Here is a 14,115-nt window from a genome sequence, read left to right as displayed (position 1 = left end):
CTTCTTCCACGCGGTCAGCATCGCCGACGTGGCGTTGTAGTTGACCCGCTCCTGCCGGAGATACCAGCCCTCGGTGCGGGCCTGCAACGCCAGGTTGTAGACCTTGCGCACGCAGCCGAACGTCCGGCTCAGCAGGTCAGCCTGCTCCGGAGTCGGGTAGAAGCGGAACTTGAAAGCCCGCTTCACCGTGCGCTTGGACATTCCTCACATGTTAGCACGCTTGTTTGTAACCGATCTTGCGGGCAGGCTGCGGGTAGACGCCGAGTTCGCCTTGACGGCGAATCGGCTACCCCTGACCTGCTCCGCAGGAGTCCGTTTCCTCTCCGGCCTGAAGGCCGGAGTATCCACGGAGACATCTGATGACTGCCGAATCCGTGGTCGAATGCGATTACCGACACTCGATGATCGCCGGCTACAAGGTCGCCCGCGGCACGGGCCAGCCGGACCCGCATCGTGTATGCCTTCGGCGTCTGGCCCGTCAGCCGCCGAAACCGGCGGTGCAAATCGAAACGCGACCGATGCGCCCACCGCGCCAGGGCCGGCAGCGAGACGTCCTCACTCAGCCGGGCGTTGACGACGACGAGGAGTTGGAGCAGCTCGCGGGTTCGCGACGACATGATCGGACGGTACCAATCAAGCGGCACCACCGCTTGACGGTACTTGCGCTGTCGCGCTGCCCCACAGATGCCGGCACGAACTGGACCACGGTCGGCTGGCCGGACGGCGGCGCCACCGGCAGCCGCGATCTGTATCCGCGGTTCACCGGCGGCAGTGGACACCTGTTCAATCTCGACTGGCGAGGATTCGCCGGTGTGTCGATGCGGTAGGGCAGGATCGCCGATGGTGCACAGTGGAGTTTCCAGCGTGTGAGGACGGCGGCAGGGACGACCATGGGAGTGACCCGGACGAGCGGATCCGACCTGGTGCGCGCTGCTCAGGCCGGTGACCGGGCCGCGCTGGACGAGCTCGTCGCGACCCACCTGCCGATGCTTTACGCGATCGTGCGGCAGGCCCTCGACGGGCATCCCGACGTCGACGACGTCACCCAGGACATCATGGTGCGCGCCCTGCGGCAGCTGCCGTCGCTGCGGTCACCGTCCAGTTTCCGTTCCTGGCTCGTGGCGATCGCCTTGCGGCAGGTCAGCACGCACCGGCACCGGCTGGTCCGCGACGCGGCGCGGGTCACCCCGCTGCAGGACGCCCCGGAGCTGCCCGACGCCGACGCGCGGTTCGAAGGGCTCACCGATCTGCGCGTCGAGCTGTCGGCGCAGCGCCGGCAGGTGCAGCGGGCCGGCCGCTGGCTCGACGCCGACGACCGGGCGCTGCTGGCGCTGTGGTGGCTGGAGGTGGTCGGGCAGCTGTCGCGGGCCGAGCTCGCGGCCGCGCTCGGCGTCACCGTCGTGCACGCCGGGGTCCGGGTGCAGCGGATGCGGGCGCAGCTGGAGGTGAGCCGGGCGATCGTGGCCGCCCTCGACGGCCGGCCCCGCTGCCCGCGGTTGAGCACCGAGATGGCCGGCTGGTCCGGCGCACCGAGCCCGCGGTGGCGTAAACGGCTGGCCCGGCACGTGCGGGACTGCCCGATCTGTACCCGGACGACCGCGGATCTGCTGCCGCCGGATCGGCTGCTGCCCGGTCTCGCGCTGGTGCCGGTGCCGGCCACGGTGACGGCGGCGGTGCTGGCCAAGGGCTCCGGGACGGCGGTCACCAGCGTCACCGTGGCCGTGGCCGGCCAGGCCGGGGCGCTGGGTCATCTGGCCGCTCTGGCCGGCGCGCATCCGGTGCTGGCCGCGGTCACCGCCGGTGCGGTGCTGGCCGGGGCAACCGCGGGCGCGGTGGCGCTCACTGACCCGCCGTCGCGGCCGGCGACGATCGCCGAGACCCCGCAGCCGAGGTCGGCGGCCGCGACGGCCCCGGCCCGTTCCGGCGCGCCGGCGAGTGCGAATGCGAGCGCCGGCCCGAGTACGAGTGCCGGCCCGAGTGCCGGCCCGAGTGCCGGCGCCAGTGCCGGTGTGCTGCGGGCCGGCCCGCTGTCGCTGGAGGCGGCCGGCGCGCCCGGCCGGTTCGTCACCGCGTCCGACCGCGCGTTCGGCACGCTCACCCAGGTGAGCGCGAGCAACACGGTGACCGCTCGGCGGCAGGCCAGCTTCCTGGCGGTGCCGGGGCTCAACGACGCGACCTGTTTCTCGTTCCGTGCGTCCGGCGGCGGCTATCTGCGGCACGCCTCGTGGCGGCTGCAGTTGAACCCGGCCGACGGCAGCGACCTGTTCCGCGGGGACGCCACGTTCTGCCCCGGCCCCGGGGCGAGCGCAGGGTCGATCGTTCTGGAGTCGTCGAACTATCCGGGCTGGTTCCTACGTCACCGCGGTGACGAGCTGTGGGTCGACCAGTTCGACGGCGGCACGGCGTTCCGCGCCGACGCATCGTTCGTGGTTCGCCCGCCGCTGGCCGGCTGAGCCTGACCGCGGCACCGGCCCGCACATAACAGAACCGGCGCATCGTTTTTTCGCGCCAATTGCCGCAGACGATTCCGCGGAACTGTTATGCGCAGGTGTTTGCGCTGGTCGCAGGGTTAAAGAATTGAAAGCCATGAAATCGTCTGGCAACATTGCCCACGAATGTGAGCGCTCCCATTCGGCCGTCGCCCGGCGCCGGGACCCACATGTCCCCGATCCCCAGGGAGAAGAAACGCCTGTCAGTTCCTCATGGGCCACCGCTTCGGACTGTTCGACTACGCCACCCCGGCCCTCGGTGGCGCGGCCACGATCAACCGATTCGAGATCACCACCCCCTGTCGTACGGCCCTCTCCCCTTCCCGTCCCCAAGGAGAACCTCCATGGCATCACGGCTGAAAGTGTTCGTCGCGACGATCGCCCTCGTGGCGGCCGGCGGGGTCGCGGTCACCGCCTCGCCGGCGTCCGCCGCGACGATCGACACCAGCGCCTCCTACGTGCTGGTCAACCGCAACAGCGGCAAAGCGTTGGACGTCTACAACCTGGCCACCACCGACGGCACCAAGATCGTTCAGTGGGCACGCAACGATCAGGTCCAGCAGCAGTGGCAGTTCGTCGATTCCGGTGGTGGCTTCTACCGGCTCAAGTCCAAGCACTCGGGCAAGGTCCTCGACGTCTACAACCTGTCGACCGCGGACGGTGGCGCGATCGTGCAGTGGACCGACAACAACACCACCAACCAGCAGTTCAGCATTCAGGACGTCGACGGCTACATCCAGCTGATCAACCGCAACAGTGGCAAGGCGGTCGAGGTGCAGGGCGCGTCGACCAGCGACGGCGGCGCGGTCGTGCAGTACGCCGACTGGAACGGCACCAACCAGCAGTGGCAGCTGGTGAGACTCGGCTCGGGCGGGGGCGGCGGCGCGTGCACACTGCCGTCGGCCTACCGCTGGTCGTCCACCGGCGTCCTGGCCAACCCCCGGTCCGGCTGGGTCTCGCTGAAGGACTTCACCGTCGTCCCCTACAACGGCCGGCACCTGGTGTACGCGACCACGCACGACACCGGGACGAGCTGGGGCTCGATGAACTTCAGCCCGTTCACGAACTGGACGGACATGGCCGCGGCGAGCCAGAACGCGATGAGTCAGGGCACGGTGGCGCCGACACTGTTCTACTTCGCCCCGAAGAACATCTGGGTCCTCACCTACCAGTGGGGCGGCGCCGCGTTCTCCTACAAGACGTCCAGTGATCCGACCGATCCGAACGGCTGGTCGGCGGCGCAGACCCTGTTCACCGGCAGCATCTCCGGCTCCGGCACCGGCCCGATCGACCAGACGCTGATCGGTGACGGCACGAACATGTACCTGTTCTTCGCCGGGGACAACGGCAAGATCTACCGGGCCGGCATGCCGATCGGCAACTTCCCCGGCAGCTTCGGCTCCTCCTACACCACGATCATGAGTGACTCGACCAACAACCTGTTCGAGGCGCCGCAGGTCTACAAGGTGCAGGGCCAGAACCAGTACCTCATGATCGTCGAGGCGATCGGCAGCCAGGGCCGCTACTTCCGGTCGTTCACCGCGTCCAGTCTCAGCGGCTCGTGGACCCCGCAGGCCGCCGCCGAGAGCAACCCGTTCGCCGGCAAGGCCAACAGCGGCGCCACCTGGACCAACGACATCAGCCACGGCGAGCTGATCCGGGCCACCGCCGACCAGACCATGACGATCGACCCGTGCAACCTGCAGTTGCTCTACCAGGGCCGCTCGCCGAGTTCCAACGGTGTCGACTACCCCCTGCTGCCGTACCGGCCGGGCGTTCTGACCCTGCAGAGGTAGGACCTCCCTTCCGGTGGGGATACCGGCCCGGTGCGCTTCGGGGATGTCCGCGCACCGGGCCGGGTCTCGTGTCGGCTCTGCATCGTTCTCCTTTTCACGATCCGTGGATTCTGTTTTTTCGGTTATGCCGTGGACGCCTCGATGGTCGGGCCGATGCCATTCTCGGATTTCTCTCCGAAACTTTCGGTAGATCGAGTTCAGCAATCGGCACGAGATGAATCGTGGAGCATCCGACGATGCGCCATGCTCGATATCTTGGCAGCTCAAGTGCCTGTTTCTAACGCCGTACGCTGCGATCTCAGCTTTGATAGTTTCGGAAAATCTGCGGAATTACTTGTTTCGGCAGTGTTACCCGTGTCAGCATCGCTGCATTGAAGTCCGTCTTTGACGATGGCGCTGCGCCCATCCCCCGCAATGACCGGTGTAGCGCCGAGAGGGAGGCCTTGGTGTCCACCAGATCCCCGAACAGGTCCACCGGCTCGGCGCGAAGGCGAGCACTCCTCGCCGGCGCCGCCGCCCTCGCCGCGGCCCTCGGCGCCGTGGTGATGGCCCCCGACGCCGACGCCGCGGCCGGCACCCTGGGCGCCGCCGCCGCCCAGTCCGGCCGCTACTTCGGCACCGCGATCGCGGCGAGCCGCCTCGGCGACTCGACCTACTCGACGATCGCCGCCCGCGAGTTCAACATGATCACTGCCGAGAACGAGATGAAGCCGGACGCCACCGAACCCCAGCGTGGCCAGTTCAACTTCAACGCCGGCGACCAGATCTACAACTGGGCCGCCCAGCGCGGCCTCAAAGTCCGCGGCCACACCCTGGCCTGGCACGCGCAGCAGCCCAGCTGGTGGGGCGGCCTGAGCGGCAGCAGCCTGCGCCAGGCGATGATCGACCACATCAACGGCGTGATGGCCCATTACCGGGGCAAACTCGCCGCCTGGGACGTCGTCAACGAAGCGTTCAACGAGGACGGCAGCCGCCGCAACTCCAACCTGCAGAACACCGGCAACGACTGGATCGAGGCGGCGTTCCGGGCCGCCCGCAGCGCCGACCCGTCGGTCAAGCTCTGCTACAACGACTACAACATCGAGAACTGGTCCTACGGCAAGACGCAGGGCGTCTACAACATGATCCGCGACTTCAGGTCGCGTGGCGTGCCGATCGACTGCGTCGGCCTGCAGACCCACTTCACCGGCGGTAGCTCGCTGCCCGGCAACTTCCAGACCACCCTGCAGAACTTCGCCGCCCTCGGCGTCGACGTCGCGCTCACCGAGGTCGACGTCACCAACGCGTCCACCGCGCAGTACTCCGGCCTCACCCAGGCATGCTTGAACGTGCCGCGCTGCATCGGCATCACCGTCTGGGGTGTCCGCGACAGTGACTCGTGGCGCTCCAGCGAGAGCCCGCTGCTCTTCGACGGCGGCGGCAACAAGAAGGCCGCGTACAACTCGGTCCTCAACACCCTCAACGCGGCCGGCCCGACCTCACCGCCGCCCAGTGGCGGCACCGGCTCGCCGTCCCCGTCCACCTCGACCCCGCCGGCCGGCGGCGGCCGGATCGTCGGCGCCCAGTCCGGCCGATGCATCGACGTCCCCGACGCGTCGCAGAACAACGGCACCCGGGTCCAGCTCTACGACTGCAACGGCCAGTCCCACCAAGCCTGGACGCTGACCTCGAGCAGACAACTGACGGTGTACGGCGGTAGCCGCTGCCTGGACGCGGCCGGCTCCGGCAACGGTTCGGCCGTGCAGATCTACTCCTGCAACGGGCAGAGCAACCAGCAGTGGAACGTCAACAGCAACGGCACCATCACCGGCGTGCAGTCCGGGCGTTGCCTCGACGTGTGGGGCACCGGCAACGGCCAGCAGGTGCAGATCTACGACTGCAGTGGGCAGGCCAACCAGCGCTTCAGCCTGAACTGATCCGACGGCGGCCGGTCTCCCCCGCGCGGCGGAGGCCGGCTGGAAGCGTGTGGCCGGCTCGCAGGTCATGAACGCGGTGGCCCGGCCGACGACGGCCGGGACGACAGCCAGCCCGGCCGGCAGCGGGACGACGGCGAGGAGGCCGCGCCCGATCCGCCGCACGCCGATGTCCTCCGGCGTGCGGAGCCGGTCCGGTGTCACGGTGGTGATCATGACGCCCTTGTCCAGAGATGATCATCGGCCGGCGACGTCGAGCAGGTTGTAACGCAGGCGGAACGCCCGTTCGGTGCTCGCGAGGGCGGCCCCGACGGCGAGGGCGAAGTTGAGCCAGATCGGCAGGTGCACGGGTGACTCGAAGGTCCCGGCCCTCTCGGCGATCGCCGGGATGTGGGAGAGGGGCTCGGCGAGCTGCAGCAGGTTCAGGCCCACGCCGACCAGGAGCAGCAGCACCGAGAGGACCGCGAGGGCGCGGCTCAGCGCCGGATGGTCGCGGGTGAGGCGCAGCCGGCGTCCTTCGGCGGACCGCGGATCCGGGACGAGCGGGCGCTCGATCCCGTCGACGGTGACGTAGCGGCTGCGCCTGACCCCGAAGGCGCTGATCGCCACCTCGATGGTGCCGCCCTCCACGGGAAACGCCGCCGGGAGCCTGGTCTCGGCACGGTGCCGGCCGTCGACGTACAGGTGGGCTCGTGCTTTGCCGCTGCCGGTGTCGGCCCGATAGGGCAGGTCGACGGCGTAGACCGTCGACCTGCCGTCCGGCCCGGGCAGCGGCAGATAGAAGAGGGCGCGGACGGGCAGCTGCCACCAGCGGAGCGGTTTCAACGGCCGTCCGTCGCCCGGCCGGATCCGTTTGACCGCCCGTTGCCGCCGCCAGTTGTCGATCATGTTCGTTCGCCTCCTGGAGCACGTCGAACTACTAACACGCTGTACTAGTAAAGAAGCTAGCACTGCGTACTAGTACGATGTGACAGGAGGTGCCGTGTGACACAGGACCAGGACGGCGTCGGCTCACGGGAACGGATCCTGGCAGCCGCGGCGGCGATGCTCGCCGACGATGTGACGTCGACGCTGAGCGTGCGGGCGGTCGCCGCCCGCGCCGGGGTGAGCACGGGATCGCTCCGGTTCCACTTCCCGACCCAGCGGGCCCTGCGCGACGCCGTACTCGGCCGGATCTACGACAGCCTGTTCCCCGACGACCCGATCCGGGACCGGTCGCTGCCGGCCCGGGACCGGCTGGTCAACTGCCTGCGGCAGGTGCTCGCACCGGCCGGCGTCGGAGAGCGTGCCCGCGAGGCGTGGACGCGGGCCTACCAGACGTACATCGCATCCGAACCGACCGAGCAGGTGCGCACGGCCTATTTCGCCCTGGAACGGGAGGGCCTGCGCCGGATGGAGTACTGGCTGACCGTGCTCGCCGAGGAAGGCGCACTGCCCCAGGGCGACCACACGCACCGGGTCCGCTTTCTGGCCACAGTCCTCAACGGACTGTCGATCGAACGGGCCCTACCGGCCGAGGACTCGATCCTGCGGTCCGAGACCGCAACCCTGTACATGGCAGTCGACTGCGCCCTCCACTCCTGATCGGGGCGGGCGCCAGTAGGACAGTGACCTCGGCCGGGTCGACCTGCGCGGCAATGCGGGCACGGCGACCCTCGAACTGGCGGGACAGAAGTTCTCCACCCCGCCGCTGCCGGCCACCGCCCGAACGAACCCCGGCATCCTGCTCGTCAGCGACTACGGCCTCAGCCCGGCCCGACTGTGGGCCTACACCGTCAGCACGGGCGGCGCACTCGGCCCGGCCGGGCCCGGCTCCTACGACCTGGCCCGCGATGACGTGTTCGACCTGGCGCTCACGCCGGGCGGCCGGACCGCAGCCGCTCGCCGTCGTCGGGCAGCCCGCCGACGACCTCGACCGCATCCCGGTCCGCCCCGGCCTGCCGCTCGCGGTCTTCGACCGACCGACCAGCCCCGGCATCATCGGCACGCTGATCCGCTCCGCCGACGCCCTCGGCGCGTCCGGCGTGATCACCACCGGGCATGCAGCCGACCCCTACGACCCCAAGGCCGTACGCGCCAGCACCGGCTCCCTCTTCGCCGTGCCGGTCGTACGCGCGCCCGGCCACCGCGAGGTGCCAGCCATCGTCCCAGGATCCGAGTTTGTACAGGTTACCGACGAGCCGACGCATCACCTCGTCGTACGACTCGTCGAAGTACAGGCCCATCGCGATCACGTACCGCATCATCACGTGCGCGGGCAGCCGCCGGATCCGCTTCTCTCGCCGTCCGCTGCGACTGAGGAGCTCCTCGAGCAGGTCCCGACCGAACCGGGACGACAACACATCCAACGCGATGTGGTCGGTCAACCGGCCCTGCGGCCGCGACGGCTCCACTACAGACGTAGTCACGGCCGAAGACCGCACCCGCCGTTCAGGCCTCGGTCAGCTCACCACGCTGACCAGCACCGATGCCCTAAAATGAACGGCATTGGGTCCTGGCTCGGCTTGCCGCTCGCTGAACGGAGCCTCGTGTATAAAGTTGTTGACCGGCGTTGCAAATCGAGGTGATGTATCACCTTGTGTGCGGCGAAATGGGTATCGTATTTAACGGTCTAGACGGTGGTATTGCTTCATGAGACGCTCGACTCAGGTTCAGTCCTGGATTCTTGCCATGATTTTGGTCCGTCGTCATCCGGGCCTCAAAGTTGTCGAATCTCGGTCATCTGACGATGATCGACTGTTGCTAATGCGTGATGGCAAGTGTGTTGTCGACATAGATCGATGTGGCTACGTGCTGGTACCCGGCTGCCCTGATTTTGTGCCAATACCTACTATCGATTTCATTGACGGCCCCGATGGTAGGTATGAGGAAAGGCGTGATCTCTTAGAGGCTGCCGCGGGTCTTGATGTGCGGTCTTTGAAGCGCCCTGGGACGGCGTACGATTTGGCGTTACTTGTGCTGGCTTCGGTGGTCCGGGCTACCGAGAACAACCCTCTCCCTGCGGAAGTTAGAAATGAAATTATTCTCCGGGGTGGTGAAAATTTTGAGAGGCGGGGTTTTCTGGAAATGTTTCCAAGGGTAACTAATGGACTCGAGCAAGACCCGGATCCGGCGAGATTCTGGTGTGTTCTTCGAGGGGGGAGTCCGGTTGCTCTTATTGATGCAATGGGATTCGCATATGTTGGCAATCAGGAGTTCAACATGGTTGATGAATATCAAGCCGGGGGTCGACGAATAACGGGCGTCGTTTCTATTTTATTTGGATCTGTTTCTGAATGGCCTTGGAGCGTGCTATAGGCAGGGCGATTGAGTTGTCTGATGACGAGGCCGTGACCTGGTGATTCACGGGGATAGTGGCCTCTGTGGAGGCGAAGGCGGCGGGTGAGATCACATCGGTGAAGATGGAGTTCTCCACGCTTCACAACCCCGAGGACCTCACCCGCCGATGGCATCATCTCTCATCACCGCACTGACCGTTACGGCACCCCACGCCGCCACCACATCAACTGCGGTCACCGAGGGTAACTGTGGTGTTCTGCTGGACGCGCTGGCGAAGATCCCCGATCCGCGGGACCGACGCGGGATCCGCGTTCAGCGGGTCAAGGACCGAGAACGCAACAGCCCTGGCAGGAAGCCCAGGACCCGGCTGCGCGGTTCCGGCCGTGAGAAACGTGCCTCGATCGGGTTCATCAACTCGTCGAACAGCTCAGACCATCGCTGAGCATCTACGCTGTAGGCGGCAGCCACCGCCGATTTCGGGGTCCACACAACCACCGAGACTCAGCGGTGGCTGCTTGCTGCCCACGGACAAACCCGCACCGTCACAGCAGCTCAAAACGGATCTCCTGCTGGAGTACTAGCGGGATTTCCGGCATGCCCGACAATTGCAGCTCACGAACGATACTGGCGACGAGGCGTTCATCAATCATAGGGTCACTCCATTCCATCTACCGGGTCCCGCCGGGCGGAGGGAGCTCAGGCCAAACATCGCCACATCCTGAGCTCCCGGGAAGCTCAGCGTCCCCCATTGGCCCTTCGGATCATCTGAGCTACGTAAGCAAAACGCCGCTCACACGACCTCATCACCGCCGTGACCAACCGTCATCCAAGAACGCAATGGCCCTGGGCTCACAGCTGCCACTCACCGATGATCTCCGGTCGCCTACCGCCTTGCATGGCACCGAACAATCCAGCCACCGAGTCGGCGTAGCTGAGGACGTACGAGTCGCGCCCGGCGAAGAACTTCATGCCATCGGTGATGTAGATGGTGAGATGGAATCCATCGGTTCCGACTGGGTACAGATCTTCGCCAATCAACTCGGAGCATCTTTCGGCAATGCGTGCATCCCTACCGGTAGCCACTTCAGCCGGGTCGAAAGACGTCCAGCAGAACGATTCTACACCATTTATTTCAAGACTTGGATTGTGGTCGAACTTCAATAGGTAGAATTCCGATAGAAACGCCTTCGATGCAGGGATAGAAGCAAATCCGACCGACTCCAACAGGCCGCAGATGCTTTCGATATCGACTTTTCTATCCGGATTCCATCCTCCGCTCGTAAGCATCCTTGAAATTTCCGGAGAAGGCTCAAAAGTAGGTGTCATCTTGACAGATCCCTCGCTCCGGCACGAACTAGAACACTCTGACACGAAAGGCAGGCTGGAACTGGCACGCCACTAGCGCTTCTCACGGTAATGAATTCAATGTCGGATAACTTGAGCGGACGCTCCATCAGCTTCTCGAAATCGGCGCCATGATTTGCGATCAGCGCATTGCAGGCACGCACCTCGGCACAGTTCGCGGCGTCGCCGGCGAAGGTCTGCCCACCATGCTCGAGCTCGGCTTCGATCTGGGGCTCAAGATAGACCGGCTTGGACGAAGGCCCAGAGTAGCCGGTTTCAACCATGTCAGTACCCCGAAAACGAGAAGCGGCAGTCATCGTAGCGTCTGCGGGAGCGTTTCTGGCCGCATCTTTCGCCGCGTCGGTGACGCTGCAGTTGTGTACGAGCACCGGCGTTTCGCCGACCGCTACATAGTACGTGTGGGTGTCACTAACGGTGAGGTTGTGGACGATGTCCCGCACGCTTGTCCAGCGTTGGATTGCGGTGATCTGAACACGGGTGCCGTCACCTGTCTGCAGCCACTGACCGGATTGCAGGCCAGTGGCATTGATCCATTCGCCGAGTTCCGGAACCCAAAACGGGTGACCGTCGGTAGCGATGACCTGGGCTTTCTTTGAGCCCTCGTCACCGTCGATGTCGACAGTAACCTTAACTAGGTGCTTGAGGCCTTCGCCCTTGATCTCGGCGGTCACCGTCTCGGCGGTGGTCTCGCCGGACTCGGGATCGGTGGCCAGGACCTTGTCACCGATCCCGACGTCCTCGATCGGCTCAGTCGTGCCGTCGGCCATAAGGACGCGAGTACCGGGAACAAAGCTGTTGTCAGCGCTCTTACAGTCCGGGCCGCTCGAGCCGCCGCTGCTGCGGTTCGAGGCGTCTGGTGAAGAGGCTTTCTTCCCGCCTCCGGACGCTGGCCCCGCCTTCTGCTTGACCTGCCTCTGGACGGCATTGCCGACCTTCTTCGCCACGTTGACGGCCTTGGTGCTGGTCGTCTTGATGGCCTCGTCGGCCTTCTTCTTGGCCAGCTGGGCGGCCTTCTTCGCCCGTTCGATGGCCAGCTTCTTCGCGTTCAGCGCGGCCGTCTGCGCCGCACGCGCCGCCGCCAGTACCTGTTCGGCTACCTTGCCGCCGCGGGCGGCGGCCGGGACGCGCCGAACTTCCCGTTCCGCACCCACATGCAGGGCCACTTCCCGACCGCCTGGGCCCAGGCGTGGGCCGCGCTCGGCGACACCACCTGCCGCGACAAGGCCGGCGCCATGGTCGCCGGACTGGCCGCATGCCAGGCGTCCAACGGGTACCTGTCCGGGTTCCCGGAATCCGACTTCACCGCCCTGGAAGCGCGCACCCTGAGCAACGGCAACGTGCCCTGCTACTGCGTCCACAAGACCCTGGCCGGGCTGCTCGACGTCTGGCGGCTGATCGGTGACACCACCGCCCGCGACGTGCTGCTCCGCCTGGCCGGCTGGGTCGACACCCGCACCGCCCGGCTCAGCGGCAGCCAGATGCAGGCGATGCTGGGCACCGAGTTCGGCGGCATGAACCCGGTGCTGGCCGACCTCTCCCATAATCACCTCGGTCAATACGTAGACACCATGATCGGCAGGAGGACCACAAGACAGAACCAGCCGGCCAGGCCCGCGAGGAACACCAGGCCCATCACCACCGGGTGCGGCATCCAGGGCTTGTCCCACCAGCTGCCGCCGTCGTCGTCGGCCAGGAACGGCGGCCCGGCGAAGAACCCGTTGAGCGGCCCCAGCAGCGACAGTCCGAGCAGCATGAGCATCAGGACGACCATGTAGTTGCGGCCCGGGTCGTGGCGCACGTACTCGACACTCTCCACCGGCATGATCCCGGCAATCCAGAACGCCAGCCAGGTGATCAGCACATGGTGCACGGTGATCGCCGCGACGACGAGCCAGCCGCCCAGTACCCGCTTACCTTTGACCAGCGCCGACGGCGTGTGCAGCAGCGCACCCGCCAGCAGCCAGACGAACGCCAGCACGACGATCGTGTAGCCCTCGGGCGCAGGCTCTCCCGTACCGCAGCCCAGTACGCGTCCCGGTCGGCGAGGTCGTTGGCCACCACCGCCGCGGCGGCCCCGCGGCCAGGCTGAACAGGACCGCGAGCCACTGCCAGAGCCCGGCGATCAGGTGCAGCCACTCACGCCCGGTCAGCCCGTTCCCACCCGCGGGGACCGCCGGCGCGGAAGCTCTCCGCGCGGCAACCCCAGGGGCGGGCACCCAAGGCGCCGAAGCCTCGGCCGGGACCCCAGCCCGGATCCGCGGTAGGTCGTCCGCCATCAGTGGTCCTCCCCCGGCACCTCAAGATCAGGTCCGCCGAGGGTACTCACGATCCTCAGCCATACCCGCGATCGCCATGAGGTCGCCGACCGGCATCTCCAGGGCTGCTGCCAGGTCAATCACCCGCTTCCGGCCCTGGGCACCGACCATCCCGCTCGCATCCAGGCGACAGTCGACTTGGCGAGCCGACACCGCGGTGTCATCTCCCGGCGCGAGATCCCCCGCAGGTCCCAGCGCGCTGAGGATCGCCCCGAACGGATCCGCTGCGCCACAGCAACATCAGCCCCCGAAGAATCGGCGACGTCGCCGCCGCAGCACTACACCTCACCCATTTCGAATACCGCTACCTCACCGAACCTTGCTGAGATCACGTCACTGTCCCGGTCATGGAAGAGCGGATACCCAGGGTCCGACACAACCCTAGGATCGAAGTCGAAAGGCTCCGGATTATCCGACATCCAAACGGAGTCACAAACACCACCCTTCTTGGGAAACCCTGGGTGACAAACCAGATAATGGCTCCATACTCATGACGCCGATTGATCGCCACACGCAGGTAACCACCCGCCACCGAAGAACCTTCGATATACCGACGATCGGCGATACAGAACCACGCATCTTCACCGGGATCCCAAGAGCCTGCAATCTCCTCCTCTCCTCGCATTTCTTCTATAACCTCAGCGACAAAAGCCTCCGAGTTATCCAAGCTCTCTGAGTAACGCCGCTCGCCCCTAAAGTGAACACTCAAGAACACGGACTACCACCTTTTTTATCATTTACCCGTGACCGACCATCTAACTTAAAGCCTCGCATCGTACCCGACGCATCCCGGAACCAAACTGTGAGACCCGATTCCACGGGAAGCATCGCACTAGCTCGTGTTTTGTAGATCTTGAAGGAAGATCTTGATGCTCCTCGATGTTGATCGAGACGCTATGAGCGCACGATTCGAACTCACCGACGCCGAGTGGGTTCTGCTCCAGCCACTGCTGCCGCA

11 protein-coding genes and 4 pseudogenes are annotated in these 14,115 nt (G+C 66.0%); 8 read left to right on the top strand and 7 right to left on the bottom strand.

Annotation, left to right across the window (positions count from 1 at the left end):
* Both QSK32_RS45145 and QSK32_RS45670 read right to left on the bottom strand, forming a co-directional pair.
* Positions 1-201: helix-turn-helix domain-containing protein (locus QSK32_RS45145; protein WP_285475537.1), on the bottom strand; the 201-nt coding region annotated here is incomplete at its 3' end.
* Positions 183-617 (bottom strand): helix-turn-helix domain-containing protein, encoded by a 435-nt coding sequence (locus QSK32_RS45670; RefSeq protein WP_353051024.1) that lies wholly within the window; start codon positions 615-617, stop codon positions 183-185. The genes QSK32_RS45670 and QSK32_RS45145, both read right to left, overlap by 19 nt.
* Before the next feature lie 33 nt (positions 618-650).
* Between QSK32_RS45670 and QSK32_RS45665 the strand changes: the two genes are divergently transcribed.
* The 4 genes from QSK32_RS45665 (at position 651) to QSK32_RS45125 (ending at position 6,201) form a co-directional block, all read left to right on the top strand.
* Positions 651-827 (top strand): carbohydrate-binding protein, encoded by a 177-nt coding sequence (locus QSK32_RS45665; protein ID WP_353051023.1) that lies wholly within the window; start codon positions 651-653, stop codon positions 825-827.
* 63 nt (positions 828-890) lie between these two features.
* Complete coding sequence (locus QSK32_RS45135) at positions 891-2,453, top strand: sigma-70 family RNA polymerase sigma factor (protein ID WP_285475536.1); 1,563 nt, start codon at positions 891-893, stop codon at positions 2,451-2,453.
* A gap of 380 nt (positions 2,454-2,833) precedes the next feature.
* Positions 2,834-4,285, top strand: a complete 1,452-nt coding sequence (locus QSK32_RS45130; protein WP_285475535.1) for a non-reducing end alpha-L-arabinofuranosidase family hydrolase — start codon at positions 2,834-2,836, stop codon at positions 4,283-4,285.
* A 446-nt stretch (positions 4,286-4,731) separates the two neighbouring features.
* Entirely contained in the window at positions 4,732-6,201 is a 1,470-nt protein-coding gene (locus QSK32_RS45125) for an endo-1,4-beta-xylanase (protein WP_502872605.1), read from the top strand.
* Positions 6,202-6,435: 234 nt separating this feature from the next.
* On the opposite strand, the gene QSK32_RS45120 is transcribed toward QSK32_RS45125, so the two are convergent.
* Entirely contained in the window at positions 6,436-7,086 is a 651-nt protein-coding gene (locus tag QSK32_RS45120; RefSeq protein ID WP_045748363.1) for a hypothetical protein, read from the bottom strand.
* A gap of 96 nt (positions 7,087-7,182) precedes the next feature.
* Between QSK32_RS45120 and QSK32_RS45115 the strand changes: the two genes are divergently transcribed.
* Both QSK32_RS45115 and QSK32_RS45110 read left to right on the top strand, forming a co-directional pair.
* Complete coding sequence (locus tag QSK32_RS45115) at positions 7,183-7,782, top strand: TetR/AcrR family transcriptional regulator (protein WP_045748362.1); 600 nt, start codon at positions 7,183-7,185, stop codon at positions 7,780-7,782.
* A gap of 287 nt (positions 7,783-8,069) precedes the next feature.
* Positions 8,070-8,333, top strand: a pseudogene (locus QSK32_RS45110) (TrmH family RNA methyltransferase); the annotation flags it as partial.
* A gap of 69 nt (positions 8,334-8,402) precedes the next feature.
* Here the strand turns inward: QSK32_RS45110 and QSK32_RS45105 are convergent.
* Positions 8,403-8,540: pseudogene (locus tag QSK32_RS45105) on the bottom strand (transposase domain-containing protein); the annotation flags it as partial.
* A 289-nt stretch (positions 8,541-8,829) separates the two neighbouring features.
* Between QSK32_RS45105 and QSK32_RS45100 the strand changes: the two are divergent.
* Positions 8,830-9,495, top strand: coding sequence for a TY-Chap2 family putative peptide chaperone (locus QSK32_RS45100; protein WP_425394699.1), 666 nt, complete (start codon positions 8,830-8,832; stop codon positions 9,493-9,495).
* An 831-nt stretch (positions 9,496-10,326) separates the two neighbouring features.
* Here the strand turns inward: QSK32_RS45100 and QSK32_RS45095 are convergent.
* Positions 10,327-10,803, bottom strand: a complete 477-nt coding sequence (locus QSK32_RS45095) for an SUKH-3 domain-containing protein (RefSeq protein WP_083449747.1) — start codon at positions 10,801-10,803, stop codon at positions 10,327-10,329.
* A gap of 350 nt (positions 10,804-11,153) precedes the next feature.
* A pseudogene (locus QSK32_RS45090) lies at positions 11,154-11,981 on the bottom strand (Hint domain-containing protein); the annotation flags it as partial.
* Here QSK32_RS45090 and QSK32_RS45085 point away from each other — a divergent pair.
* Positions 11,901-12,377, top strand: a pseudogene (locus tag QSK32_RS45085) (beta-L-arabinofuranosidase domain-containing protein); the annotation flags it as partial. The pseudogenes QSK32_RS45090 and QSK32_RS45085 sit on opposite strands and share 81 nt — an antisense overlap.
* Positions 12,378-12,394: 17 nt before the next feature.
* Here QSK32_RS45085 and QSK32_RS45080 read toward each other — a convergent pair.
* Complete coding sequence (locus QSK32_RS45080; protein ID WP_285475534.1) at positions 12,395-12,820, bottom strand: hypothetical protein; 426 nt, start codon at positions 12,818-12,820, stop codon at positions 12,395-12,397.
* Between the last annotated feature and the right edge of the window lie 1,295 nt (positions 12,821-14,115).

The organism is Actinoplanes sp. NBRC 101535 (assembly GCF_030269225.1).
Taxonomy (GTDB): Bacteria; Actinomycetota; Actinomycetes; order Mycobacteriales; family Micromonosporaceae; genus Actinoplanes; species Actinoplanes rectilineatus.
This window is presented reverse-complemented; position numbering and strand designations above follow the sequence as displayed.